Below are 25,272 nucleotides of genomic sequence, written 5' to 3'. Positions count from 1 at the left end.
GCTAGCGCTTCTCGAAGATCCGTCGCGCCGGCTCGGGGGACGCCGTCGCAGTCTCGTCGTTCACCGGCTTCGCGCCGGCGATCAGGGTGCGAAGCTCTGCGCCCTCGACCATGCGTGCCGGGTGCGGGCCGCCGGCGAGCAGGCGCGGCAGCCAGTCCCAGGCGTCGGGATCCTGCCCCGCGACGATGACGACATTGCCGAAGCGGCGCCCCTTGAGGACCTGCGCCTCCGCGACCGCAGCGACGGCGGGAAAGAGCGCGCGGAGCGTCGCGAGTTGCCCGCGCACGAATGGCAGGCCCGGACCGTCGGCAGCATTGATAGCGATCACGCCGCCGGGGGCCAGCAGCGGTGCGAGCAGCCGATAGAACTCGAGACTTGTGACGTGGGCCGGGGTGCGGGCGCCGGCGAACACATCGACGACGATGACGTCGCAGGCGCCGTGCAGCCCAGCCGGAAGCTTCGCGACCACTTCGCGGGCATCGCCGCGGCGCACCCGAATTTTCGCGCGTTTGGGCAGCGGGAACGACTCGCGGACGTAATCGACGAGGTCGCCCTCGAGCTCGATCACCTGCTGCGATGAGCCGGGGCGCGTCGCCTCGACATAGCGTGGGAGAGTGAACGCGCCGCCGCCCAGGTGCAGCGCGGTGATGGGCTCGCGATCGGGCCGCACCAGGTCAATCACATGCCCGATGCGGCGCACGTACTCGAAGAACAGGTCGCTCGGGTCGTCAAGGTTCACGTGCGACTGCGGGGTGCCGTCGATGAGGAGCTGCACGGCACCTTGGACGTACTTGTCCTCCTCGAACTCGGCGAGGTGACCTGATCCGGTCAGGGTACGGGGAGGGGGAATGATCACCCCTCGATGGTACGCGGCGGCACCGACACCCACCGACCGTGGGCTAGGCCAGCCCGAGCTCTGCGATCTTCGCGAGCATGTCCGCGTTGGACGGCTCCACCTGGTGGCTGCGGTCCGGGTACAGGATCACCGGAATGTTCGTTCGCCCGCTGATCTCGCGCGCGATTTCTGCCGCAGACTCTTCCGCCACCAGGTCGACGTACCGGTAGCTGGCGCCCGCCTCATCGAATACCCGCTTCGCGCGTCGGCAGTCACCGCACCAGTCCGCGCCAAAGATGATCGTTTCGCCGGAAGTGTTCGTCGCTGTCATGGCCGGGAGTCTACGCCGCGACGCTGACGGTGGGCTTGGGCGGTACGCAGAGCCTGCGGGCGATGAGTGCCGCTCCGATGCCGAGCGCGGCGCCGGCGAGCGTGTCGCTGAGCCAGTGCACATGCAGCGCGGTGCGGCTCCACATCATCACGAGGGTCCACGCGATCGCGAGCACCGTCGCGGCGCGGGAGAGGCGGCGGTCGAGATCGCGTGCGCCCAGGGCTACGAGCGCGAGGGACACCGCGAGCGCCGCCGCGGCCATCGAGTGCCCAGACGGGTAGGAATAGCCGTGTGAGGAGAAGAACTGCTCGGGCGGGCGGGGTCGCTGCACCAAGCGTTTCAGGATTTCTGAGCCTGCGACTCCGAGTACCCCAGCAAATCCGACAGCGAGAGCATCCCGCCCACGGCGTGCGAGGATGAGAATGCCGAACGCGATGACGAAGCAAACGAGCGCGCCAATTTGCCCGCCAACGATGGCCAGGAAGGCGGCAATCGCATGTAGCGCAGTCCCTGGTGCGGCGCCCACGTGCGCGTGCCACCAGGAATCTACGGGCAGTGGGCCGGATCCTGCGATGAAGAAATAGACACCGCCGGCCGCCACAAGCAGCACCAGAACGGCGCCAATCAGCGCCGCATATCGAGGCGACGGACGGGCCAGAGGTCCGGCGGGATCAGAATTCGAGCTCATGCGGGGGAGGGTACCGGGAGAAATTTCGCGATCGCGCTGGACACGCCCGAGTTCTTCGCATAAAGTAGAGCTTTGCGCTTCGGATACATTTCTGCCTTCATATTGCGGTCGGCCGGCATACCTCCATTGGGGGTTCGTGCACCGTCTCCGTCGTCGCTTCTTCTGCAACAATCGGCTATCCGACCCGACGGGGTCCACGGAGGTAACTTCCTTGGCTGCTGCGCGCAACGCAACTTCCAGCAACATGCCCAAGAACGGCCGCGATCACTCGCGCGTCTCGTTCGCCAAGATTTCCGACACCTTGACGGTTCCGGACCTGCTGGCATTGCAGACTGAGAGCTTTGACTGGCTCGTCGGCAACGATGCCTGGAAGGCGCGCGTCGCCGAGGGTACGGCTCAGGGGCGCGACGACCTCGCGCTGAAGAGCGGCCTCGAGGAGATCTTCGAGGAGATCTCTCCCATCGAGGACAACGCCGGCACGATGCAACTGTCGTTCGAGAACCCGATTCTCGACGAGCAGAAGTACACGATCGACGAGTGCAAGGAGCGCGGTAAGACGTACTCCGCCCCGCTCTACGTCGAGGCGGCGTTCTACAACACCGAGACTCAGGTACTGAAGAGCCAGACGGTCTACATGGGCGATTTCCCCATCATGACCGGCAAGGGCACCTTCATCATCAACGGCACCGAGCGCGTCATCGTTTCGCAGCTGGTCCGTAGCCCCGGTGTGTACTTCGAGCGCGCTCAGGAGAAGACCTCCGATAAGGACGTCTTCACCGCACGCGTAATCCCGAGCCGTGGCGCATGGCTCGAGTTCGAGATCGACAAGCGCGACCAGGTGGGCGTCCGCATCGACCGCAAGCGCAAGCAGTCGGTCACGGTCTTCCTCAAGGCGCTCGGCATGACGAGCGAAGAGATCTTGGAAGAGTTCGCCGGCTACGAGTCGATCGCCCTCACGCTGGAGAAGGACGCTGTCCTCACCCAGGAGGAGGCGCTCAAGGACATCTACCGCAAGCAGCGCCCGGGCGAGCAGGTGGCCATCGAGGCGGCGCGTGCGCTCCTCGACAACAGCTACTTCAACTCGAAGCGCTACGACCTGGCGAAGGTCGGTCGCTACAAGATCAACCGCAAGCTCGGCATCGATGCGCCGATCACCGATTCGGTGCTCTCGCTCGAGGACATCGTTCGCACGATCAAGTACCTCGTCGGCCTCCACGCTGAGACCGAGACCATCCCGGGCGTTCGCGACGGCAAGGTCATCGACCTCCGCCTCGACACGGACGACATCGATCACTTCGGCAACCGTCGCATCCGCGCCGTGGGCGAGCTGATCCAGAACCAGGTCCGTACCGGCCTGTCGCGCATGGAGCGCGTCGTGCGCGAGCGCATGACGACCCAGGACATCGAAGCGATCACCCCGAACACCCTGATCAACACGCGCCCCGTGCTCGCGGCGATCAAGGAGTTCTTCGGTACCTCGCAGCTGTCGCAGTTCATGGATCAGAACAACCCGCTCGCGGGCCTGACCAACAAGCGCCGCCTGTCGGCCCTCGGCCCGGGTGGTCTCTCACGTGACCGCGCAGGCGTCGAGGTTCGTGACGTTCACCCGTCGCACTACGGCCGCATGTGCCCCATTGAGACCCCGGAAGGCCCGAACATTGGTCTGATCGGTGCGCTCGCAACCTTCGCACGCATCAACGCGTTCGGCTTCATCGAGACGCCGTACCGTCGCGTGCTCGACGGTCAGGTCACCGACCAGGTTGACTACCTCACCGCGCACGAAGAGGACGAGTTCCTCATCGCGCAGGCAGGCGCCCCGCTGACTCCGCAGGGCACCTTCGCCGAGGCTCAGGTGCTCGCTCGCCCCCGTGGCTCCGAGGTGATCCTGGTCGACGCAGGCCGCGTTGACTACATGGACGTCTCGCCCCGCCAGATGGTGTCGGTCGCGACCTCGCTCATCCCGTTCCTCGAGCACGACGATGCGAACCGCGCCCTCATGGGTGCCAACATGCAGCGTCAGGCGGTCCCGCTGGTGCGCAGCGAGAGCCCGCTCGTCGGTACCGGCATGGAGGGCTACGCAGCCATCGACGCCGGTGACGTCGTCATCGCGAAGGATGCCGGCGTGATCGCCGACGTCTCGGCCGATGTCGTCACGGTGCAGCTGGACGAGGGCGGCACGCGCTCGTACTACATGCGCAAGTTCGACCGCTCGAACCAGGGCACGAGCTACAACCACCGCGTCATCGTCAAGGCTGGCGAGCGCATCGAAGCCGGCGAGGTTATCGCCGACGGCCCTGCAACGGAGAATGGCGAGCTCGCGCTCGGCAAGAACCTCCTCGTGGCATTCATGCCGTGGGAGGGTCACAACTTCGAGGACGCGATCATCCTGAGCCAGAACCTGGTGAAGGACGACACCCTCTCCTCGATTCACATCGAAGAGTACGACGTCGACGCTCGCGACACGAAGCTCGGCAAGGAAGAGCTCACGCGCGACCTGCCGAACGCTTCGATGGAGGCCCTCAAGGACCTCGATGAGCGCGGCGTGATCCGCATCGGCGCCGAGGTTCGCCCCGGCGACATCCTCGTCGGCAAGGTCACGCCCAAGGGCGAGACCGAGCTCTCCGCCGAGGAGCGCCTGCTCCGCGCGATCTTCAACGAGAAGAGCCGCGAGGTTCGCGACACGTCGCTCAAGGTGCCTCACGGCGTCTCGGGCACCGTCACCTCCGTCAAGGTGTTCGACGCAGAGAACAACAAGGAAGACGAGCTCGGCTCTGGTGTCAACCAGCGCGTCGTCGTCTACATTGCTCAGCGTCGTAAGATCACCGAGGGCGACAAGCTTGCTGGCCGTCACGGCAACAAGGGCGTCATCTCGAAGATCCTCCCGATCGAGGACATGCCGTTCCTCGAAGACGGTACGCCGGTCGACATCATCCTGAACCCGATGGGTATCCCGGGCCGAATGAACTTCGGTCAGGTCCTCGAGACCCACCTGGGCTGGATCGCGAAGCAGGGCTACAAGGTCGAGGGCACCCCCGAGTGGGCTGCTCAGCTGGCCGACAACGCCCGCGAGGTCGCTCCGAACACGAAGCTTGCTACCCCCGTGTTCGACGGCGCTTCCGAGCTCGAGATCGAGGGGCTGCTCGACTCGACGCTGCCCACCCGTGACGGCGTGCGCCTGATCGACTCCTCCGGCAAGACCCGTCTCTTCGACGGTCGCTCGGGCGAGCCGTTCCCGTACCCGGTCTCGGTCGGGTACATGTACATCTTGAAGCTGCACCACCTGGTGGACGACAAGATTCACGCTCGCTCGACGGGTCCGTACTCGATGATCACCCAGCAGCCGCTCGGCGGTAAGGCCCAGTTCGGTGGCCAGCGCTTCGGTGAGATGGAAGTGTGGGCGCTCGAGGCCTACGGTGCGGCATACGCACTGCAGGAGCTCCTCACCGTCAAGTCGGACGACATCCTCGGCCGCGTGAAGGTGTACGAGGCGATCGTGCGTGGCGAGAACATTCCGGAGCCTGGTGTTCCCGAGTCGTTCCGCGTGCTCATGAAGGAAATGCAGTCGCTCTGCCTGAACGTTGAGGTGCTCGGCGCAGACGGCCAGGCCGTGAACCTGCGTGACAACGATGATGAAGCCCACCGCACTGCGGAAGAGCTCGGTATCAACCTCTCGACTCGCTTTGAGTCCTCGTCTATCGACGAGATCTAAGCCAGTCCCAGACAGAATTTGATTCAAGGAGAGAAATTGCTCGAGCGCGAGAATTTTAACGAGCTGCAGATCCGTCTGGCGACTGCCGATGATATCCGTAGCTGGTCGTATGGCGAGGTCAAGAAGCCTGAGACCATCAACTACCGCACCCTGAAGCCCGAGAAGGACGGTCTGTTCGGCGAGCAGATCTTCGGACCGAGCCGCGACTGGGAGTGCGCGTGTGGCAAGTACAAGCGTGTCCGTTACAAGGGCATCATTTGTGAGCGTTGTGGCGTAGAGGTCACGAAGTCCAGCGTGCGTCGTGAGCGGATGGGTCACATCGAGCTGGCCGCTCCCGTCACGCACATCTGGTACTTCAAGGGTGTGCCGAGCCGTCTCGGTTACCTGCTCGACATGGCGCCGAAGGACCTCGAGAAGGTCATCTACTTCGCTGCGTACATGGTCATCTCGATCGACGAGGAGGGCCGTCACGAAGACATGCCCGGTCTCGAGAACGAGCTTCGGCTCGAGCTCAAGACCCTCGAGGATCAGCGCGACATCGCCATCGGCGAGCGTCAGCAGCAGGCGGAGAGCGACCTTGCGGCGCTCGAGGCCGAGGGTGCGAAGGCCGACCAGCGCCGCCGCGCCCGCGACTCTGCGGACAAGGACATGGCGTCGCTGCGCAAGCGTTACGACGACGAGATTGCTCGTCTCGAGCGCGTGTGGGAAGACTTCCGCAACCTGAAGGTCGGCGATCTCAAGCCCGAGGACGCAGTCTTCGCTGAGCTCATGGACCGCTACGGCAGCTACTTCGACGCCTTCATGGGCGCCGAGGCGATCAAGCGTCGCCTGCTGGCGTTTGACCTCGCGGCCGAGTCGGAGATGCTGCACCTGCAGATCGCCGAGGGCAAGGGTCAGAAGAAGATCCGTGCGATCAAGCGTCTGAAGGTTGTCAGCTCGTTCCTGCAGACGGGCGCAAGCCCGGCTGCGATGGTCCTCGACGTTGTCCCGGTGATCCCGCCGGAGCTGCGCCCGATGGTGCAGCTCGACGGTGGCCGCTTCGCGACCTCGGATCTCAACGATTTGTACCGCCGCGTGATCAACCGCAACAACCGCCTGCGTCGTCTGCTCGATCTCGGTGCTCCCGAGATCATCGTGAACAACGAGAAGCGCATGCTGCAGGAAGCCGTCGACGCACTGTTCGACAACGGCCGCCGTGGTCGCCCCGTTACGGGCACCGGCAACCGTGCGCTGAAGTCACTGTCCGACATGCTCAAGGGCAAGCAGGGCCGGTTCCGCCAGAACCTGCTCGGCAAGCGCGTGGATTACTCGGGCCGTTCGGTCATCGTGGTCGGCCCGCAGCTCAAGCTGCACCAGTGTGGTCTGCCCAAGCAGATGGCACTCGAGCTGTTCAAGCCGTACGTGATCAAGCGCCTCATCGATCTGTCGCACGCACAGAACATCAAGGCCGCGAAGCGCATGGTCGAGCGCAGCCGTTCCGAGGTCTGGGACGTGCTCGAGGAGATCATCCGCGAGCGCCCCGTGCTGCTGAACCGCGCACCGACGCTGCACCGCCTGGGCATCCAGGCCTTCGAGCCGATGCTCGTTGAGGGTAAGGCCATCCAGCTGCACCCGCTCGTCTGCACCGCGTTCAACGCAGACTTCGATGGTGACCAGATGGCAGTCCACCTGCCGCTGTCGGTCGAGGCTCAGGCCGAGGCCCGCGTGCTGATGCTCGCGTCGAACAACATCCTGAAGCCGTCTGATGGCCGCCCGGTGACCCTGCCCTCGCAGGATATGATCATCGGTCTGCACCACATCACCACGGTGAAGGCTGGGGCGGCCGGCGAAGGCCGCGCGTTCTCGTCGGTCGCTGAGGCGATCCTGGCGAAGGATCAGGGCTCGCTCGATCTCGGCGCGGTCGTCAAGATCCGCCTGCTCGGGTACACGAGCGCCGAGGGTGTCACGACGGAGGGTCCGCTCCTCGTCGAGACCACACTTGGTCGCGCGCTGTTCAACGAGACCCTTCCGGTCGACTACCCGTACTTCGAGCGGGTTGCCGACAAGACGAGTCTCTCGGCGCTGGTCAACGACCTCGCCGAGCGCTACCCCAAGGTGGAGGTCGCCGCAACGCTCGACCGCATCAAGGACGCGGGTTTCTACTGGGCTACTCGCTCGGGCGTCACCGTCGCACTCTCGGACATCGTGACTCCGTCGAACAAGGCAGAGATCCTCGAGAGCCACGAGAAGAAGGCCGCGGACGTTCAGAAGAAGTTCGACAAGGGTCTCATCACCGACGCCGAGCGTCGCAGCGAGCTCGTCGAGATCTGGACGGAGGCGACCGACGAGGTTGCCGCCGCCATGCGCGCGGCGTTCACCGAGGACAACACCATCTACCGGATGGTCTCGTCAGGTGCTCGTGGTAACTGGCTCCAGATCCGCAACATTGCGGGTATGCGCGGCCTGGTGAACAACCCGAAGGGTGAGATTATCCCTCGCCCGATCATCTCCTCGTACCGTGAGGGCCTGTCGGTTGCGGAGTACTTCATCGCGACCCACGGTGCTCGTAAGGGCCTGGCTGATACCGCTCTGCGTACCGCCGACTCGGGTTACCTGACCCGTCGTCTGGTGGACGTCTCGCAGGACGTCATCATCCGCGAGGTGGACTGTGGCACGCGCCGCGGCCTCGAGCTCGACATCGCCGCTCGCGGCGCTGACGGCCAGCTCGTCCGTGACGAGAACGTCGAGAACTCGGTCTACGCACGTACCCTCTCCACCGATTCGGTGCTGGAGGACGGCACGGTGGTTGCGACCGCTGGAGCCGACGTGGGTGACGTGCTCATCGACCGCCTGGTGGCGGCCGGCGTGCGCGAGATCAAGGTTCGCTCGGTGCTCACCTGTGAGTCAGCGGTTGGCGTCTGCGCCATCTGCTACGGTCGCTCGCTTGCGACCGGCCAGCGCGTCGACATAGGCGAAGCGGTCGGCATTATCGCCGCTCAGTCGATCGGCGAGCCGGGCACGCAGCTCACCATGCGTACCTTCCACACCGGTGGTTCTGCTTCGGCCGACGACATCACGCAGGGTCTGCCCCGCGTGCAAGAGCTCTTCGAGGCACGTACCCCCAAGGGTGCGTCGCCGATCGCGGAGGCTGCTGGCCGGATCACGATCGAGGACACCCCCAAGGGCCGGAGCGTTCTCTTGACGCCGGACGACGGCACCGAAGAGAAGATCTACCCCGTCCTGAAGCGTTCGACGCTTCTCGTTGAGGATGGCGACCGGGTCACGCTCGGACAGCCGTTTATCGCGGGCACGCTTGACCCGAAGGACATCCTTCAGGTCGGTACGACCGACGAGGGCAAGCACATTCCGGGCGAGCGCGCCGTTCAGAAGTACCTCGTTGAGGGCGTTCAGAACGTGTACCGCTCGCAGGGCGTGCCGATCCACGATAAGCACATCGAGGTCATCGTTCGTCAGATGCTGCGCAAGGTCACGGTCGTCGATCACGGCGAGACTGATCTGCTCCCGGGCGAGCTCGTTGACCGGGCCCGCTACCAGCGGATCAACCGCGAAGCGCTGCTCGAGGGCAAGCGTGCCGCGACGGCTCGCGCCGAGGTCATGGGTATTACGAAGGCGTCGCTTGCGACCGAGTCGTGGCTGTCGGCCGCCTCGTTCCAGGAGACGACCCGCGTCCTTACCCAGGCTGCGATGGAGGGAAGCCGCGATCCGCTGATCGGTCTCAAGGAGAACGTCATCATCGGTCAGCTCATCCCCGCCGGAACCGGTCTCGAGGTCTACCGCAACGTGACCGTCGAGGCGACCGAAGAGGCGAAGGCGGAGCGTTACCCGAACCGCATCTTCACCGAGGACGCCGGCTTCGACGAGAACGACCTGTCGTTCGTCGATTTCGACAGCTTCACGTCGGACGAGTTCAACCCGGGCACCTACAACTAGTCGGTTCCCAGTAGAACGGGGTGGTCACCTTCGGGTGGCCGCCCCGTTTTCGTTTTCCCCGCAGGATCCGCCCCGCGCCTTGGCGACCGCGAGTTCGCGCGGCGCATTCACGCCGAACACGGCGCGGGATCCTGCCGGGCGTCGGTGGCCGTTGCTATGGTGACGTCGAACGGTCCTCACGGCCCGCTCTCTGGCGCGACGGCGCCGGAACCCGCATCGAGGAGAGGCCACAGCGATGACCGAGGAACGCGACACCGAGCAGGCGGGCGCCCCGATCGACGAGACGGGTGCCACCGAGACCGAGGTTATGGCCGCCGTGGAGCGCGCAATCGACCCGGCTGATGCGAAGGTCGAGTCCGCCCCGGCAGACGCCGTGCAGGCCGAGAGTGAGCCCGTCGTCGACGCGGCTATCGATCCCGCTGCGACGGGCGAGATCGTCGCTGAGCAGCCCGGCGCCGAGCCCGTCGTGATCTCGGACCTCGACATGCCGAGTGCGGCCGCGCCTGTCGCTGAGCCGGTCGTTCCGGCTGCCGCGCCCGCGCCTGAGCAGATTCAGATCGCGACCGACCACCCGATGGCCGGCTTTTACGTGCAGACGCCGCTGCCCCCCGAGGTGCGCGGAAACCGTGGAGCAGGCGTGCTCATCGCGCTCGTGGCGACTGCTGGCTTTGCGCTCGTGTACGCCGGGGTCATCTCCGGGCTGATCGCCTTCGAGTTCCCGCCCTCGACATTCCTCTCGGAGGGGCTGCTCCCGATTCTCACGTCGTGGGCCTTTATCTTCCCGGTCGCGGCCTTCTTCGTGGGGCTGAGCGCACTGGTGCTTATCGTCGGCCGCGCAGGCTGGTGGGCGTACGTACTCGGCGGCTTCCTCGTCGCGGTGCTCGTCTGGGCGGCGGCGGTCGTCGGGCTGGTGCTCGCGCCTGAGGCGTTTGGCCGCCCGAGCGGGTTCAGCACGGACCCGATGGTGGTACTGAACCTCATCGGCCTCTCGCTGCCGGCACTCGGAGCCGCGCTCGTCGCCCGTGAAACCACGATTTGGTTTGGCGCCTGGATTGGCGCACGTGGTCGCAAGATGACCGCGAAGAACCGCGAGGCCCTCGCCGAGTACGAGCAGCGCGTCGCGGAGGCCCAGGCCGTCTAGCCATGGTTCCCGGCGAGCGACGTGGAGTCACCCGCGGCTACGCCGTGGGACTGATCGGCGCCGTCACGTTGCTCGCGTTCGCACTGCTCGTCGCCGGCTGGGGCGCCATCGCGCTGGCGACCGGCACGCAACCGGTGCAGACCGATAGCGTGCCGTTTGTGGCGGCACCCCTAGCGGTCGGGCTGAGCCTGGCCCTGCTCGGGGGCATGCTGTGGACGTCGACCGTCACGTTGCTGCGAGGAACGCGCACGCCGCCGCTGGCTCAGTCAGTTGTCGCCGCCTGCGGCGCGTACCTGCTGTGGTGCCTGGTCGGCATGCTCGCGGGCATGAGCATCGGCGAGACCTGGCTGAGCTGGTATTCCGTCGTGCTCGCGGTGTTCTGGGCGTTAGCCCCGCTGATCCTGTGGGCCGTGCTCACTCGTCGGGTCTACTCCGACCGCCGGCCGCCCCGCTGGTACTGGGAGAATCACCCGGCGCCCGGCGACCTGCAGTATCCGGACCAGCCGGTGGACCCCGAAGGCGGCCCCCGGGGTCCATAGCCGACGGCCGCCCCGCGCGGCATGTGCCACAATCTCGACTCGCCCGGGTAACATTGGGCACCGTGGCAGAGGAGAGCATCGAGCAGCGCGTGATGAACGCCGTTGACGCCTGGCTGCGCTGGCTCCCGACCTGGGCGCCCGGCACGCACCGCGGACGCAGCCGAATCTGCCGCCGCTGCACCGGATCGCCGATTGTCGCCGCGGTGGGCTTGACCGAGGACGTGCCGCATCAGGTCCTCCACGCTCTGGTCTCTCGAATGCAGCGCATCGTCGATCGTGAGGTCGATACGTTCACGGAGCGCGAGCTGCCGATGCTGCACGCCGAACTGGACGGTGAGAAGAACTGGTCGCCTGCCGTGTTCGACCCGACGGCTGGCCTCGACCCCGAGTACGACGGGCTCGACCTCGACCCAGAGCCTGCCGAGGACGCCCAACCCTTCCTGTTCACGCTCGCCGGCCTCGCCGCCACCAGCCAGCCGGAGCCCCCGCTGCCCCGGCCGCCACTTACCGCCGCCGAGAAGGCGCAGCTTCGCGCCGAGATCGCACGCGCCGACCAGTGCGCAGAGGACGCCGGGCGCGAGGTGTGTTTCGCGGTCGCGGGGCATCGCCCGCGCGTAACTGCCGCGGTGACCCGTTTCGTCGAACCCCAGATCCGTTCGATGCTCGAACATCTGAGCGAACAGTTGGAAGCGCCCGAGTAGCGAGCGCTCGCCCAGCCTTGCCAATTCCCGGGAACTGCAGGTACAGTTGACTCTCGGTGTGCTCCACCGCGCGTTTTGGCGTGCCTCGGCATGGTTTTCGCGAGCGGGGGAGAACACGATTGGGTTCTCCGTTCCATTCGGGGCGGTACCCCCACGGCATACCTGCACTCCGTTCGCGTCTAACGCGGCAGCAGGTCAGCGACCGCGTGAGCGGCCGCACATGCTCAGTCCATGAAGCATTCCTGTCACCGTGCAGGATAACCAAGGAGAATCAGTGCCAACGATTCAGCAGTTGGTTCGCAAGGGGCGTACGCCGAAGGTCGTCAAGACCAAGGCTCCCGCTCTGAAGGCGAACCCGCAGCAGCGCGGGGTATGCACCCGTGTCTACACCACCACCCCGAAGAAGCCGAACTCGGCGATGCGTAAGGTCGCTCGTGTAAAGCTCTCGAACGGGACCGAGGTTACGGCCTACATCCCCGGTGAGGGCCACAACCTGCAGGAGCACTCGATGGTGCTCGTGCGCGGCGGTCGCGTGAAGGACCTTCCCGGCGTGCGTTACAAGATCGTGCGCGGCGCGCTCGATACGCAGGCCGTCAAGGGCCGTAAGCAGGCGCGTAGCCTCTACGGTGCGAAGAAGGAGAAGAAGTAATGCCTCGTAAGGGACCTGCTCCGAAGCGCCCCGTAGTTGCCGATCCGGTATACGGCGCCCCCATTGTGAGCCAGCTCGTCAACAAGATCCTCCTGGACGGCAAGAAGGGGCTCGCCGAGCGCATTGTGTATGACGCACTCGCTGCGGTGGGCGCCAAGTCCGATCAGGATGCGGTCACGGTCCTCAAGAAGGCGCTCGACAACGTGCGCCCCACCCTTGAGGTCCGCTCGCGTCGCGTCGGCGGATCCACCTACCAGGTGCCCGTCGAGGTCAAGCCGCACCGTGCGAACACGCTCGCACTTCGCTGGCTGACCAGCTACGCAAAGGCTCGTCGTGAGAACAGCATGACGGACCGACTCACCAACGAGATCCTCGACGCATCCAACGGCCTCGGCGCCGCTGTGAAGCGCCGCGAGGACACTCACAAGATGGCTGAGTCGAACCGCGCATTCGCGCACTACCGCTGGTAGGTCGCGTTTCACGTTGCTTCGCCCGGGCTTCGCGGCCCGGGCGGAGCAACCGCTTCGGCGGCTGACCCAGTCGTCAGGCACACCACACTTCCCTCACCGATCCCTGGAGGATTCCCCGTGGCACAAGACGTGCTCACCGACCTGAGCAAGGTCCGCAACATCGGCATCATGGCCCACATCGATGCCGGCAAGACCACCACCACCGAGCGCATCCTGTTCTACACGGGCGTGAACCACAAGCTCGGCGAGACCCACGATGGTGGCGCGACCACTGACTGGATGGAGCAGGAGAAGGAACGCGGCATCACGATCACCAGTGCCGCGGTGACCTGCTTCTGGAACAAGAACCAGATCAACATCATCGACACCCCCGGTCACGTCGACTTCACCGTTGAGGTGGAGCGCTCGCTCCGCGTCCTCGACGGCGCAGTCGCAGTGTTCGACGGCAAGGAGGGCGTTGAGCCCCAGTCCGAGACCGTCTGGCGCCAGGCCGACAAGTACAACGTGCCCCGCATCTGCTTCGTCAACAAGATGGACAAGATGGGCGCCGACTTCTACTTCACCGTAGACACGATCGTCAAGCGCCTCGGCGCGAAGCCGCTCGTGATGCAGCTTCCGATTGGATTCGAGTCGGGCTTCGAGGGCGTTGTCGACCTCATGGAGATGCGTGCGCTGACCTGGCGCGGCGACGCCAAGGGTGACGTGACCCTCGGTGCGAACTACGAGATCGAAGAGATTCCTGCTGACCTGCAGGAAAAGGCCGTGGAGTACCGCGCCAAGCTCGTCGAGACGATCGCCGAGAGCGACGACGCACTGCTGGAGAAGTACTTTGCCGGCGAGGAGATTTCGATCCCCGAGCTCAAGGCTGCGCTTCGCAAGATGGTCGTCAACAGCGAGATCTACCCGGTCTTCTGTGGCTCGGCGTTCAAGAACCGCGGCATCCAGCCGATGCTCGACGCGGTCGTTGACTACCTGCCGAACCCGCTCGACGTCGGTGCCATCGAGGCACACGACCCGCGCGACGAGTCGATCGTCATCGAGCGTCTCCCCGATTCCTCGCAGCCGTTCGCGGCTCTCGCGTTCAAGGTTGCCGTGCACCCGTTCTTCGGTCGCCTCACCTACGTTCGCGTGTACTCGGGTCACGCCGAGTCGGGCGCTGCCGTCATCAACTCGACCAAGGGCCGCAAGGAGCGCATCGGAAAGATCTTCCAGATGCACGCCAACAAGGAGAACCCGGTCGATCAGCTCACCGCTGGCAACATCTACGCGGTGATCGGTCTCAAGGACACCACGACCGGCGACACGCTGTCGGACATCAACAGCCAGGTTGTCCTGGAATCGATGACCTTCCCGGAGCCCGTCATCGAGGTGGCCATCGAGCCGAAGACCAAGGCTGACCAGGAGAAGCTCGGCACGGCGATCCAGAAGCTCGCTGAAGAGGACCCCACGTTCCGCGTGAGCCTCAACGCCGAGACCGGCCAGACGGTTATCGCCGGCATGGGCGAGCTGCACCTTGATATCCTCGTTGACCGCATGAAGCGCGAGTTCAACGTCGAGGCCAACGTGGGCAAGCCCCAGGTTGCGTACCGCGAGACGATCCGCAAGACCGTCGAGAAGCACGACTACACCCACAAGAAGCAGACCGGTGGTTCGGGTCAGTTCGCTAAGGTGCAGATCTCGCTTGAGCCCCTCGATCCGGCCGGCGACAAGATGTACGAGTTCGCGAACAAGGTCACCGGTGGCCGCGTTCCTCGCGAGTACATCCCCTCGGTCGACGCAGGTATCCAGGACGCCATGCAGTACGGCATCCTGGCCGGCTTCCCCCTCGTGGGCGTCAAGGCGGCTCTGCTGGACGGTCAGTACCACGACGTTGACTCGTCGGAAATGGCGTTCAAGATCGCCGGCTCCATGGCGTTCAAGGAGGCTGCTCGCAAGGCGAGCCCCGTCCTCCTCGAGCCCATGATGGCTGTCGAGGTCCGTACTCCCGAGGAGTACATGGGCGACGTCATCGGCGATATCAACTCGCGTCGTGGCCAGATCCAGTCGATGGAGGACGCGAGCGGTGTGAAGATCATCAACGCGCTCGTCCCGCTGTCTGAAATGTTTGGGTACATCGGCGACCTGCGGTCCAAGACCAGCGGCCGCGCCGTGTTCTCGATGACTTTCCATTCCTACGCTGAGGTCCCCAAGGCCGTGGCTGAAGAGATCATTCAGAAGGTCAAGGGCGAATAACTTCGCCCTCTCCGGTGGAGGCTGGGCGTCTGTCCAGCCTCCGCCACCGCTCCAGGTCGAAATTCATCGGCTGAGCAAGTAACATATCTATATCCCCTGTGCCCATATCTCCGGAATCCATCGGAAGGTGTGCGCACTCGATGTCCTGAGGAGGACCACAGTGGCGAAGGCCAAGTTCGAGCGGAACAAGCCGCACGTAAACATCGGAACGATCGGTCACGTTGACCACGGTAAGACGACCCTTACCGCGGCCATCTCGAAGGTGCTTGCTGACAAGTTCCCGTCGGCCACCAACGTGCAGCGCGATTTCGCTACCATCGACTCCGCTCCCGAGGAGCGCCAGCGTGGTATCACGATCAACATCTCGCACGTCGAGTACGAGACCCCGACCCGTCACTACGCTCACGTTGATGCACCCGGCCACGCCGACTACATCAAGAACATGATCACCGGTGCGGCTCAGATGGACGGCGCGATCCTCGTGGTTGCTGCTACCGACGGCCCCATGGCACAGACCCGCGAGCACGTGCTGCTCGCGAAGCAGGTTGGCGTTCCCTACCTGCTCGTTGCGCTGAACAAGTGCGACATGGTTGAGGACGAGGAGATCCTGGAGCTCGTTGAGCTCGAGGTTCGCGAGCTGCTCTCGAGCCAGGGCTTCCCCGGCGACGACGCTCCCGTTGTCCGCGTCTCGGGCTACCAGGCGCTGCAGGGCGAAGAGAAGTGGGTTAACGCCATTCTCGAGCTCATGGAGGCTGTTGACACGGCTATCCCGACCCCCGAGCGTGACAAGGACAAGCCGTTCCTCATGCCCGTCGAGGACGTCTTCACGATCACCGGTCGTGGCACGGTTGTGACGGGTCGCGCCGAGCGCGGTACCCTCGCGATCAACTCCGAGGTCGAGATTGTTGGCCTCAAGCCGACCGTCAAGACCACGGTCACCGGTATCGAGATGTTCCACAAGCAGCTCGACGAGGCGTGGGCTGGCGAGAACTGTGGCCTCCTGCTCCGCGGCACCAAGCGTGAAGACGTTGAGCGCGGCCAGGTCATCGTGAAGCCGGGCTCGATCACTCCCCACACGGAGTTCGAGGGCACCGCTTACATCCTTTCCAAGGAAGAGGGCGGCCGTCACAACCCGTTCTTCACGAACTACCGCCCGCAGTTCTACTTCCGCACCACGGACGTGACCGGCGTCATCACCCTCCCCGAGGGCAAGGACATGGTCATGCCTGGCGACACCACCGACATGTCGGTCGTGCTGATTCAGCCGATCGCTATGGAAGAGGGCCTCGGCTTCGCTATCCGTGAGGGTGGCCGCACCGTCGGCGCCGGCACGGTGACGGCGATCACCAAGTAGTCGCTTTTCGCGAGTAAACAACAACGCCCCGGAGCCATGTGCTCCGGGGCGTTGTTGTTGTTGTGTGACGTGGTCGCAGCGTCGCGACGACGCGCGGGGGACTATTCGTTTCCGACGGCCCCATCGATGTTCTTGCGGACATCCTCTGCCTGATCGGCGAACTTGTCGCCGGTGATCTTATTGAAGAGACCGGTGGCGCCATCGAGCACCTTGTCGCTGAGGCCCTCGGCCTGCTCGCTCTTGAGCGCCGCTTCGATCTTTTCCTTGTTCTGGCCGATGACGTCGCCGACCTGCTTCGCAGCCTGCTCCGCCTTTGCGCCGAGATCTTCAATACCCATAGTGTTTCCTCCTCATAAGAGTGCCGCGTGCTCGCCACGGACGTTGCGGGCGATCGCCCACTCCCCATCCTGCCGCGCGGACAGTTCTCCGTCGAGAGGGAATCTGATTCGCCCGGCGACGGCCCGCCCTGAGCATGTGCACTTGGCGGCAGCGGTATCCTCGAATGGTGGAATCCCTGGAACTGCCCCGCCCGCTCGGCCGAGACACCCGAAGCTCTGGCGAGCGTTTCACGCATTTCATTCGCCAGTTTGGGCTGCTGTTCGTCTGCGACGTCCTTGCCTGGGCGGTGGCGATCGTGGCAGCGCTGCTGCTCCGCTTTGATTTTTCGCTCACCCTCGTCCACTGGGGGTGGACCGCTGCGCTGATCGGCGCGACTGCCCTGCTCCAGCTCGTGGCAGGCTGGGGCTTCTGGCTCTATCGTTCGCGCTACCAGACCGGGAGCTTCGACGAGGTTCGGGCCCTCTTCTTCAGTACCGTCGCGGTGAGCGCGTTCGCCTGGGTGTTTGCCTTCTGGGTCGGCTATGGCAACGGCATTCCCCGCAGCACGATGGTCATCGCAGGTCCGATCGCTTTCAGCCTGATGGGGATTTTGCGCTACCTCATTCGGTTGGCCGACGAGCAGCGCATGAAGCCCGGCGCCGAGGCAGAGCGGGTCCTGATTTATGGCGCCGGCTATGTCGGTTCCGCAACGGTGCGCCGCATGCTCACTGACGCGGTGGCGGGGAGCCTCCCCGTGGGGTTTCTCGACGATGATGTGGCGAAGCGTAACCTCGAGGTGCGCGGAGTGCGTGTACTCGGCGGCCTGGACGACCTTGCGGAGGTCGCGCGCCAGACATCGGCGAGTGCCGTGCTGGTCTGCATCGGGTACGCGGACTCCTCGCTTCTGCGCCGCGTCAACGACGCCGCAGCGCGCGCCGGCCTGCGGGTCATGGTGCTGCCCCCACTCGAGCGGCTCCTCCAGGGCAAGGACGCGATCAGCGATCTGCGGGATCTCTCCATCGAGGACCTCATCGGCCGCCACCCCGTGCGCCTCGAGATGTCCTCGATCGCCGAGTACCTCCAGGATCGGGTCGTCCTCGTCACCGGCGCCGGGGGCTCGATCGGCTCGGAGCTGTGTCGCCAGCTCAGCCGTTTTGCCCCCAAGGAGCTGATCCTGCTCGATCGCGACGAGACCGCCCTGCAGGGAGCGCAGCTCTCCATCAGCGGCCACGGGCTCCTCGATACCCGCGATGTGGTTCTCGCGGATATTCGTGACGAGGAGGCGCTGCGGCGGATCTTTGCCGAGCGCCGCCCCGAGGTGGTGTTCCACGCGGCCGCGCTGAAGCACCTGCCAATGCTTGAGCAATACCCGGACGAGGCGTGGAAGACCAACGTGCTCGGCACGCTCAACGTGCTCCGCGCGGCCCAGTCGGTCGGTGTCGGCACCTTCGTGAACATCTCGACCGACAAGGCGGCGAACCCGACGAGCGTGCTCGGGCACTCGAAGCGGGTCGCTGAGAAGCTCACGGCCTGGATGGCCGAGGAGAGCGGGATGCGTTACCTCTCGGTACGTTTCGGAAACGTGATCGGGAGCCGCGGCTCGATGCTGCCGACGTTCCAGCAGCTCATCGAGGCGGGCGGGCCGGTCACGGTCACCCACCCCGACGTGACCCGCTACTTCATGACCATCCCCGAGGCCTGCCAGCTCGTGATTCAGGCGGGCGGGATCGGCCGTCCGGGGGAGGTCCTCATCCTGGACATGGGTGAGCCCGTGCGCATTCTCGATGTCGCCGAGCAGATGATCGCGCAGTCGGGGAAGCCGATTGAGATCGTCTTCACGGGATTGCGTCACGGCGAGAAGCTGCACGAGGAGCTCGTGGCGGCGGGGGAGGGCGACGAACGGCCCTTCCATCCGAAGATCTCGCACGCCCATGTGTCGACCATCTCGCCGGATCGCGTCGACCACGACGGCTGGATCGCTCGCCTCAACCTGACCTCCGAGGCGGAAGGGCGCGCGCAGTGAGCGGAGCCAGCGCCGCTGCGGTCGCCGCACTGGCCGGCGCAGCCACGCTCCTCCTCAGCCTCGGGCTGCCGCCGCTGCTCAGGCCGCTGCTTGAGCGCCTGGGCATCATGGATGTGCCGAACGAACGTTCCTCCCACGCGCGCCCTGTGCTGCGCGGTATGGGACTCGCCGTCCTGATCGCTCTGGTGGCCGGCGGGGGACTCGGCGCCTGGGGCCTTTCCTCGAGCGGGCAGCCCGGCACCGCGATCCTGCTGGTCGCCGTACTCGCTGGCCTCGCCTCGGGCCTCACCGGGCTGGCTGAGGACCTGCGCGGCCTCAGCGTGCCAGTGCGGAGTGCACTGCAGATCGGGATCGCCCTCGCCTCGAGCATTGCGATCGTCGCGCTGACCGGGATGTCCTGGTGGCTCGTGATCTACGCAGTACTGTTCGTGTCGAGCTACATCAACGTGGCGAACTTCATGGATGGCCTGAATGGCATCAGCGGATTCCACGGGGTCGTCGCGGGGCTGACCTTCGCCGCCGCGGGATGGCTCGGGGGCTATGCCTGGCTGGTCGTCGCGGGGCTCGTGCTGGCCGCTGGGTTCGCCGGGTTCCTGCCCTGGAACCTGTTCGGTCGCGGCGCGTTCCTCGGCGACGTTGGCAGCTACCTGCTCGGCGGCGCGACGGCGGTGACGAGCATGGCGGCCTTCGCGGCGGGCGTGCCGATCCTCGCATCGATCGGCCCCATGATCCTGTACTTCGGTGACGTCGGGACCACGCTCGTGCGCCGCACCCGCGAGGGGAAGAAGTGGGACGAGCCCCACAAGGAGCACGTGTATCAGCGGATCCAGCAGCTCGGATACTCCCACCTCGCCGCCTCCGGCATGACCGCCGGCCTCTCCGCGGTCGCCTCGGTGCTCGGGCTCATTTCGTTCTTCGTGGCCCCGATCTGGTGGCTCGCGCTCACCGCAGCGGGCCTGGCGGTTCTGGCGCTGTATCTCGCGCTTCCGAGCATCCTCCCGGCGCGACACGCCCGGGTTGCGTAAATGCCCCCTGCTGTGACAGAATGGGTGAGTTCAGTACTCCTTGCCTTCGGGTAGGGATCACTGCCAGGTTTGTGCATAGTCAACCGGAAGAGCGGCGTATCGCTGCGGAACGGGTTTGGCTAGGCCGCGGGTAGCGAACAACTTCCCAATCATTCGATCGGTCGCGCGTTTCGGCGCCGGCCGAATTCGTCTGTGTGGGGAGTTCGCGCCTTTGTGCGCGATTGACAGGTGAACAGCGAAGCCGCATCAAGATCCTCGGAACGAGATGTTAGAGCGCTACGTACGCAAGACGTCCAATGCGCGGGCCAACAGCCCGAGTAAGACGCAAGAGAAAGAGAGAGTCACATGGCGGGACAGAAGATCCGCATTCGACTGAAGTCGTATGACCACGAGGTCATCGATTCCTCGGCTCGCAAGATCGTTGACACGGTAACCCGCGCGGGTGCCACTGTCATCGGCCCCGTGCCGCTGCCGACTGAGAAGAACGTGATCGCAGTGATCCGTTCGCCTCACAAGTACAAGGACAGTCGCGAACACTTCGAGAAGCGCACGCACAAGCGCCTCATCGACATCGTCGATCCGACCCCGAAGGCCGTCGATTCGCTCATGCGTCTCGACCTGCCGGCGGATGTCAACATCGAGATCAAGCTGTAAAGGGGAGGATCATGACGAACGTAAATAACACCGTCAAGGGCCTCCTTGGCACCAAGCTGGGCATGACTCAGGTCTGGGATGAGAACGGCAAGCTGGTCCCCGTGACCGTTGTTGAGATCAACCCCAACGTGGTCACCCAGATCCGCACCCCCGAGCTCGATGGCTACAACGCCATTCAGATCGCTGCAGGCGACATTGACCCCCGTAAGGTCAACCAGCCCGCGACCGCTCACTTCGCGAAGGCCGGCGTCACGCCGCGCCGCCACCTCGCAGAGGTGCGCACCGCGAACGCAGGCGAGTACGCGCTCGGCCAGGAGCTCACCATCGGTGAGACCTTCGAAGCCGGCCAGCTGGTCGACGTCGTTGGCACCTCGAAGGGCAAGGGCTTCGCTGGCGTTATGAAGCGCCACAACTTCAGTGGCGTCGGCGCATCGCACGGTGCACACCGCAACCACCGCAAGCCCGGCTCGATCGGCGCCTCGGCTACGCCGGGCCGCGTGTTCAAGGGTCACAAGATGGCTGGCCGCATGGGTGGCGAGCGCGTGACCGTGCAGAACCTCACGGTTCACGCGGTTGACATCGAGAAGGGTGTCGTCCTGATCAAGGGCGCCGTCCCCGGTGCACGTGGTCGCCTTGTATTCGTTCGCAACGCAGTGAAGGGGGCGTAGTTCATGGCTACCGCTACCACGCTCGACGTCCTGAGCGCGAAGGGTAAGAAGGTCGGCACTGTCGATCTGCCCGAGTCGATCTTCGGCGTCGAAGCTAACGTTCCGCTGATCCACCAGGTTGTTGTCGCGCAGCTCGCTGCCGCACGCCAGGGGACGCACAAGACCAAGAACCGTGGCGAAGTGTCCGGTTCGGGTGTCAAGCCGTTCAAGCAGAAGGGCACCGGCCGCGCTCGTCAGGGTTCGGTACGTGCACCTGAGCACCGCGGCGGCGGCGTCGTCCACGGCCCCAAGCCGCGTGACTACTCGCAGCGCACCCCCAAGAAGATGATCGCTGCTGCTCTTCGCGGCGTGCTCTCGGACCGCGCACGCGGTTCGCGGATCCACGTCCTTGAGTCGTTCGGTCTCGACAACAAGCCCAGCACCAAGGCTGCCCGCGAGGTCATCGCCCTGGTTGCTCCTGGCAAGCGTGTACTCGTGGTCATGGACCGCGCTGATGCGTTGACCGAGCCCAGTGCTCGCAACCTTGAGAACGTGCACCTGTTGTTCCAGGATCAGCTCAACGCGTACGACGTTGTCGTCAGCGATGACATCGTTTTCACCAAGGCCGCCTTTGACGATTTCGTCGCCGCGCGCGCCGTCAAGGAGGTCTCGAAGTAATGAGCCTGAACAAGAACCCGCACGACGTCGTCATCGCGCCGGTCGTTTCGGAGAAGAGCTATGCGCTCATCGACGGCAACGGACAGTACACCTTTGAGGTGCACCCGGACTCGAACAAGACCGAGATCAAGCTCGCAATCGAGCAGATCTTCAACGTGAAGATCGACAAGATCAACACGCTGAACCGCAAGGGCAAGACGCGCCGCACCAAGTTCGGCCAGGGCAAGCGCAAGGACACCAAGCGTGCCATTGTGACCCTGAAGTCGGGCTCCATCGACATCTTCACGGCCGCGCTGTAGAAGGGGCGAAGAGGAACTAGATATGGCTATTCGCAAATACAAGCCGACTACCCCGGGTCGTCGTGGCGCGAGCGTCTCTGACTTTGCAGAGATCACGCGTTCGACCCCCGAGAAGTCGCTGCTCCGCCCCCTGCACAAGACCGGTGGCCGTAACAGCTCCGGTCGGATCACGACCCGTCACATCGGTGGTGGCCACAAGCGCCAGTACCGTGTCATCGACTTCCGTCGCCATGACAAGGACGGCGTGAACGCCAAGGTTGCGCACATTGAGTACGATCCGAACCGTACGGCTCGCATCGCACTGCTGCACTACTTGGACGGCACGAAGCGTTACATCATCGCGCCGAACAAGCTGAGCCAGGGCGACATTGTCGAGAGCGGTCCCGCTGCCGACATCAAGCCCGGCAACAACCTGCCGCTGAAGAACATCCCTACGGGTACCGTCATTCACGCGATCGAGCTGAAGCCGGGCGGGGGCGCCAAGATGGCGCGTTCCGCTGGTGCCTCGGTTCGCCTCGTGGCGAAGGATGGCCCCTACGCGCAGCTGCGTCTCCCCTCGGGCGAGATCCGCAACGTCGACGTGCGCTGCCGCGCAACCGTCGGCGAGGTCGGCAACGCCGAGCAGTCGAACATCAACTGGGGTAAGGCCGGCCGTATGCGGTGGAAGGGCGTTCGCCCGACTGTCCGTGGTGTCGTCATGAACCCGGTTGATCACCCGCACGGTGGTGGCGAAGGCCGCACCTCGGGCGGCCGTCACCCGGTCAGCCCGTGGGGTCAGAAGGAAGGGCGCACGCGCCGTCCGAACAAGGAAAGCGACAAGCTCATCGTGCGTCGCCGCACCGTTGGCAAGAAGCGCTAGGTAGGGAGAGAATATGCCTCGCAGTCTCAAAAAGGGCCCCTTCGTCGATAACCACCTGCTCAGCAAGGTTGTTACGCAGAACGAAGCTGGTACCAAGAACGTCATCAAGACCTGGTCGCGCCGCTCGATGATCGTGCCGTCCATGCTCGGACACACGATCGCGGTTCACGATGGGCGCAAGCACATCCCCGTGTTCGTCACCGAGACGATGGTTGGTCACAAGTTGGGCGAATTCGCTCCGACTCGTACCTTCCGCGGTCACGTGAAGGACGACAAGAAGGGCCGTCGCCGCTAACGCGGTGGCGTGAAGGAGGAATAAGAATGGTGGAGTCGACCGCACGTTTGCGTCATATCCGCATCACCCCCATGAAGGCCCGTCGCGTTGTGAACCTCGTACGTGGAAAGCAGGCCGAAGAGGCCCTCGCAATCCTGAAGTTCGCGCCGCAGGCCGCTGCCGAGCCCGTGTTCAAGCTCGTTGCTTCGGCAATGGCGAACGCACGTGTCAAGGCCGATAAGGAAAACCTTCGTCTCAACGAAGAGGAGCTCTATGTAGCTACCGCTTTCGTCGACGAGGGTGCAACCCTGAAGCGCTTCCGCCCCCGGGCACAGGGTCGCGCATTCAAGATCATGAAGCGCACGAGCCACATCACGATCGTCCTCAAGACGGCCGATGAGCTCGAGGCAGTCAAGAAGGGAGCCAAATAAATGGGCCAGAAGATTCACCCGTATGGCTTCCGCCTCGGGATCACCACTGATCACGTATCGCGTTGGTTCTCGGATTCGCAGAAGCCGGGACAGCGTTACGCGGATTACCTCGCAGAGGACATCCGTATCCGTGAGTACCTGACCAAGTCGCTTGACCGCGCAGGCGTTTCGCGTGTCGAGATCGAGCGCACTCGTGACCGCGTCCGCGTGGACATCCACTCGGCGCGTCCGGGCATCGTCATCGGTCGCCGCGGCGCCGAGGCGGAGCGCATTCGTGCCGACCTCGAGAAGCTCTCGGGCAAGCAGATCCAGCTGAACATCCTCGAGGTCAAGAACCCCGAGGCCGACGCTCAGCTCGTCGCACAGGGCATTGCCGAGCAGCTCGCTGCTCGCGTGGCGTTCCGTCGTGCGATGCGCAAGGGTCTCCAGGGCGCCCAGCGCGCTGGCGCCAAGGGCATCCGGATCCAGGTCTCGGGTCGCCTCGGCGGCGCCGAGATGAGCCGTTCAGAGTTCTACCGCGAGGGTCGCGTGCCCCTGCACACGCTCCGCGCGAACATCGACTACGGCTTCTACGAGGCCAAGACGACGTTCGGCCGTATCGGCGTGAAGGTCTGGATCTACAAGGGCGACATGACGAACAAGGAGCTCGCTCGCGAGCAGGCTTCGCAGAAGTCGTCGTCGCGCGGCCGTGATGACCGTCGTCGCGCTCCCCGTGAGGGTCGCGCTCCCGAGGCTGCGGCTGCCGCAGCAGGATCGGAGAAGTAAGCATGCTGATTCCCCGTCGAGTCAAGTACCGCAAGCAGCACCACCCGAAGCGTTCGGGCCACGCAACCGGCGGCACCAAGGTGTCGTTCGGTGAGTTTGGTATCCAGGCGCTCACCCCCGCGTATGTGACCAACCGTCAGATCGAGTCCGCTCGTATCGCGATGACGCGTCACATCAAGCGCGGTGGCAAGGTGTGGATCAACATCTACCCTGACCGTCCTCTCACGAAGAAGCCCGCCGAAACCCGCATGGGTTCCGGTAAGGGTTCACCTGAGTGGTGGGTGGCAAATGTCAAGCCGGGTCGCGTCCTCTTCGAGGTCGCGGGCGTCGACGAGGAGCTTGCGCGTGAGGCATTGACTCGCGCAATTCACAAGCTCCCGCTGAAGGCCCGGATTATCAAGCGTGAGGAGGGCGACGCGTAATGGCGATCGGTACCAAGGAACTTGCCATCACCGAACTCGACACGTTCGAGGATGAGCGCCTCGTAGAGGAGCTCAAGAAGTCGAAGGCAGAGCTGTTCAACCTGCGCTTCCAGTCGGCCACCGGCCAGCTGGAAAGCCATGGCCGTGTGAGCCACGTAAAGCGTGACATCGCTCGCATCTACACCGTGATCCGTGAGCGCGAGCTCGGGATTCGGGCAACGCCCGCTCCGACTCCGGTCAAGACGGCGAAGAAGAGCAAGAAGGCGGACGATTCCGCCGAGACGAAGGAGGCCTAACC

Annotated in this window: 25 protein-coding genes; 21 read left to right on the top strand and 4 right to left on the bottom strand. The window is 64.7% G+C overall.

The window, feature by feature from the left end:
• Position 1 precedes the first annotated feature (1 nt).
• From KOE53_RS11655 to KOE53_RS11645, 3 genes are read right to left on the bottom strand one after another with little or no spacing between them, the layout of a single operon-like run.
• Positions 2–856, bottom strand: coding sequence for a spermidine synthase (locus tag KOE53_RS11655; protein WP_188045763.1), 855 nt, complete (start codon positions 854–856; stop codon positions 2–4).
• Between the two features lie 43 nt (positions 857–899).
• Positions 900–1,166 (bottom strand): glutaredoxin domain-containing protein, encoded by a 267-nt coding sequence (locus KOE53_RS11650; protein ID WP_188045762.1) that lies wholly within the window; start codon positions 1,164–1,166, stop codon positions 900–902.
• A gap of 10 nt (positions 1,167–1,176) precedes the next feature.
• Positions 1,177–1,854, bottom strand: a complete 678-nt coding sequence (locus KOE53_RS11645) for a phosphatase PAP2 family protein (protein WP_188058583.1) — start codon at positions 1,852–1,854, stop codon at positions 1,177–1,179.
• A 211-nt stretch (positions 1,855–2,065) separates the two neighbouring features.
• On the opposite strand from KOE53_RS11645, the gene rpoB reads away from it, so the two are divergent.
• The 9 genes from rpoB (at position 2,066) to tuf (ending at position 16,579) form a co-directional block, all read left to right on the top strand.
• Entirely contained in the window at positions 2,066–5,563 is a 3,498-nt protein-coding gene (rpoB, locus tag KOE53_RS11640) for a DNA-directed RNA polymerase subunit beta (RefSeq protein ID WP_188058582.1), read from the top strand.
• Between the two features lie 36 nt (positions 5,564–5,599).
• Complete coding sequence (gene rpoC, locus KOE53_RS11635; RefSeq protein ID WP_188058581.1) at positions 5,600–9,493, top strand: DNA-directed RNA polymerase subunit beta'; 3,894 nt, start codon at positions 5,600–5,602, stop codon at positions 9,491–9,493.
• 235 nt (positions 9,494–9,728) lie between these two features.
• Positions 9,729–10,634 carry a hypothetical protein gene (locus tag KOE53_RS11630; RefSeq protein WP_188045758.1) on the top strand — a complete coding sequence of 302 codons (906 nt, stop codon included), beginning with the start codon at positions 9,729–9,731 and terminating at the stop codon, positions 10,632–10,634.
• 2 nt (positions 10,635–10,636) lie between these two features.
• Positions 10,637–11,173 (top strand): hypothetical protein, encoded by a 537-nt coding sequence (locus tag KOE53_RS11625; RefSeq protein WP_188058580.1) that lies wholly within the window; start codon positions 10,637–10,639, stop codon positions 11,171–11,173.
• 92 nt (positions 11,174–11,265) lie between these two features.
• Entirely contained in the window at positions 11,266–11,874 is a 609-nt protein-coding gene (locus KOE53_RS11620; protein ID WP_188045839.1) for a spermidine/putrescine ABC transporter substrate-binding protein, read from the top strand.
• A 274-nt stretch (positions 11,875–12,148) separates the two neighbouring features.
• Positions 12,149–12,523, top strand: coding sequence for a 30S ribosomal protein S12 (rpsL, locus tag KOE53_RS11615; RefSeq protein WP_188045756.1), 375 nt, complete (start codon positions 12,149–12,151; stop codon positions 12,521–12,523).
• Complete coding sequence (gene rpsG, locus KOE53_RS11610) at positions 12,523–12,993, top strand: 30S ribosomal protein S7 (RefSeq protein ID WP_188045755.1); 471 nt, start codon at positions 12,523–12,525, stop codon at positions 12,991–12,993. Before rpsL ends, rpsG begins: the two co-directional genes overlap by 1 nt.
• A gap of 117 nt (positions 12,994–13,110) precedes the next feature.
• The gene (fusA, locus tag KOE53_RS11605) at positions 13,111–15,225 is read left to right on the top strand and encodes an elongation factor G (RefSeq protein ID WP_188045754.1); all 2,115 of its coding nucleotides are present in this window, start codon (positions 13,111–13,113) and stop codon (positions 15,223–15,225) included.
• Positions 15,226–15,385: 160 nt separating this feature from the next.
• Positions 15,386–16,579, top strand: a complete 1,194-nt coding sequence (tuf, locus tag KOE53_RS11600; RefSeq protein ID WP_188045753.1) for an elongation factor Tu — start codon at positions 15,386–15,388, stop codon at positions 16,577–16,579.
• Between the two features lie 101 nt (positions 16,580–16,680).
• On the opposite strand, the gene KOE53_RS11595 is transcribed toward tuf, so the two are convergent.
• Positions 16,681–16,917: an antitoxin gene (locus KOE53_RS11595; RefSeq protein WP_188045752.1), complete on the bottom strand. Its 237-nt coding sequence runs from the start codon at positions 16,915–16,917 to the stop codon at positions 16,681–16,683.
• 167 nt (positions 16,918–17,084) lie between these two features.
• Here KOE53_RS11595 and KOE53_RS11590 point away from each other — a divergent pair, with 167 nt between their 5' ends.
• The 12 genes from KOE53_RS11590 (at position 17,085) to rpmC (ending at position 25,270) form a co-directional block, all read left to right on the top strand.
• A complete protein-coding gene (locus KOE53_RS11590; protein WP_353055644.1) occupies positions 17,085–18,920 on the top strand; it encodes a polysaccharide biosynthesis protein in 1,836 nt (611 codons plus the stop codon).
• A complete protein-coding gene (locus KOE53_RS11585; protein WP_353055643.1) occupies positions 18,917–19,945 on the top strand; it encodes an MraY family glycosyltransferase in 1,029 nt (342 codons plus the stop codon). Before KOE53_RS11590 ends, KOE53_RS11585 begins: the two co-directional genes overlap by 4 nt.
• A 345-nt stretch (positions 19,946–20,290) precedes the next feature.
• Positions 20,291–20,599 (top strand): 30S ribosomal protein S10, encoded by a 309-nt coding sequence (rpsJ, locus tag KOE53_RS11580; RefSeq protein WP_010156393.1) that lies wholly within the window; start codon positions 20,291–20,293, stop codon positions 20,597–20,599.
• 11 nt (positions 20,600–20,610) lie between these two features.
• The gene (gene rplC, locus KOE53_RS11575; protein WP_188045750.1) at positions 20,611–21,267 is read left to right on the top strand and encodes a 50S ribosomal protein L3; all 657 of its coding nucleotides are present in this window, start codon (positions 20,611–20,613) and stop codon (positions 21,265–21,267) included.
• Between the two features lie 3 nt (positions 21,268–21,270).
• A complete protein-coding gene (gene rplD, locus KOE53_RS11570) occupies positions 21,271–21,924 on the top strand; it encodes a 50S ribosomal protein L4 (protein ID WP_188045749.1) in 654 nt (217 codons plus the stop codon).
• Positions 21,924–22,223, top strand: coding sequence for a 50S ribosomal protein L23 (gene rplW, locus KOE53_RS11565; RefSeq protein ID WP_188045748.1), 300 nt, complete (start codon positions 21,924–21,926; stop codon positions 22,221–22,223). The genes rplD and rplW overlap by 1 nt, the downstream gene beginning before the upstream one ends.
• A gap of 22 nt (positions 22,224–22,245) precedes the next feature.
• Positions 22,246–23,082 (top strand): 50S ribosomal protein L2, encoded by an 837-nt coding sequence (gene rplB, locus KOE53_RS11560; RefSeq protein WP_188045747.1) that lies wholly within the window; start codon positions 22,246–22,248, stop codon positions 23,080–23,082.
• 13 nt (positions 23,083–23,095) lie between these two features.
• Entirely contained in the window at positions 23,096–23,377 is a 282-nt protein-coding gene (gene rpsS / locus KOE53_RS11555; RefSeq protein ID WP_188045746.1) for a 30S ribosomal protein S19, read from the top strand.
• Positions 23,378–23,403: 26 nt separating this feature from the next.
• Positions 23,404–23,787 (top strand): 50S ribosomal protein L22, encoded by a 384-nt coding sequence (gene rplV / locus KOE53_RS11550; RefSeq protein ID WP_188045745.1) that lies wholly within the window; start codon positions 23,404–23,406, stop codon positions 23,785–23,787.
• A complete protein-coding gene (rpsC, locus tag KOE53_RS11545) occupies positions 23,788–24,552 on the top strand; it encodes a 30S ribosomal protein S3 (protein WP_188045744.1) in 765 nt (254 codons plus the stop codon). It abuts the gene before it with no gap.
• 2 nt (positions 24,553–24,554) lie between these two features.
• Positions 24,555–24,974, top strand: coding sequence for a 50S ribosomal protein L16 (gene rplP, locus KOE53_RS11540; RefSeq protein ID WP_188045743.1), 420 nt, complete (start codon positions 24,555–24,557; stop codon positions 24,972–24,974).
• A complete protein-coding gene (rpmC, locus tag KOE53_RS11535) occupies positions 24,974–25,270 on the top strand; it encodes a 50S ribosomal protein L29 (protein ID WP_188045742.1) in 297 nt (98 codons plus the stop codon). Before rplP ends, rpmC begins: the two co-directional genes overlap by 1 nt.
• Positions 25,271–25,272: the final 2 nt, after the last annotated feature.

It is taken from the genome of Leucobacter sp. CX87 (assembly GCF_018682295.1).
Lineage (GTDB): Bacteria > Actinomycetota > Actinomycetes > Actinomycetales > Microbacteriaceae > Cx-87.
This window is presented reverse-complemented; position numbering and strand designations above follow the sequence as displayed.

What these genes read in the sequence shown, in the direction of transcription:
- KOE53_RS11620 (WP_188045839.1), top strand. Translation starts at nt 11,266, where the DNA reads ATGAACGCCGTTGACGCCTGGCTGCGCTGGCTCCCGACCTGGGCGCCC.
- rplD (WP_188045749.1), top strand. Translation starts at nt 21,271, where the DNA reads ATGGCTACCGCTACCACGCTCGACGTCCTGAGCGCGAAGGGTAAGAAG.
- rpsC (WP_188045744.1), top strand. Translation starts at nt 23,788, where the DNA reads ATGGGCCAGAAGATTCACCCGTATGGCTTCCGCCTCGGGATCACCACT.
- KOE53_RS11595 (WP_188045752.1), bottom strand. Translation starts at nt 16,917, where the DNA reads ATGGGTATTGAAGATCTCGGCGCAAAGGCGGAGCAGGCTGCGAAGCAG.
- rplB (WP_188045747.1), top strand. Translation starts at nt 22,246, where the DNA reads ATGGCTATTCGCAAATACAAGCCGACTACCCCGGGTCGTCGTGGCGCG.
- rpsS (WP_188045746.1), top strand. Translation starts at nt 23,096, where the DNA reads ATGCCTCGCAGTCTCAAAAAGGGCCCCTTCGTCGATAACCACCTGCTC.
- rplC (WP_188045750.1), top strand. Translation starts at nt 20,611, where the DNA reads ATGACGAACGTAAATAACACCGTCAAGGGCCTCCTTGGCACCAAGCTG.
- rplW (WP_188045748.1), top strand. Translation starts at nt 21,924, where the DNA reads ATGAGCCTGAACAAGAACCCGCACGACGTCGTCATCGCGCCGGTCGTT.
- rplP (WP_188045743.1), top strand. Translation starts at nt 24,555, where the DNA reads ATGCTGATTCCCCGTCGAGTCAAGTACCGCAAGCAGCACCACCCGAAG.
- rpmC (WP_188045742.1), top strand. Translation starts at nt 24,974, where the DNA reads ATGGCGATCGGTACCAAGGAACTTGCCATCACCGAACTCGACACGTTC.
- rpsJ (WP_010156393.1), top strand. Translation starts at nt 20,291, where the DNA reads ATGGCGGGACAGAAGATCCGCATTCGACTGAAGTCGTATGACCACGAG.
- KOE53_RS11630 (WP_188045758.1), top strand. Translation starts at nt 9,729, where the DNA reads ATGACCGAGGAACGCGACACCGAGCAGGCGGGCGCCCCGATCGACGAG.
- rpsG (WP_188045755.1), top strand. Translation starts at nt 12,523, where the DNA reads ATGCCTCGTAAGGGACCTGCTCCGAAGCGCCCCGTAGTTGCCGATCCG.
- KOE53_RS11650 (WP_188045762.1), bottom strand. Translation starts at nt 1,166, where the DNA reads ATGACAGCGACGAACACTTCCGGCGAAACGATCATCTTTGGCGCGGAC.
- KOE53_RS11645 (WP_188058583.1), bottom strand. Translation starts at nt 1,854, where the DNA reads ATGAGCTCGAATTCTGATCCCGCCGGACCTCTGGCCCGTCCGTCGCCT.
- KOE53_RS11625 (WP_188058580.1), top strand. Translation starts at nt 10,637, where the DNA reads ATGGTTCCCGGCGAGCGACGTGGAGTCACCCGCGGCTACGCCGTGGGA.
- rplV (WP_188045745.1), top strand. Translation starts at nt 23,404, where the DNA reads ATGGTGGAGTCGACCGCACGTTTGCGTCATATCCGCATCACCCCCATG.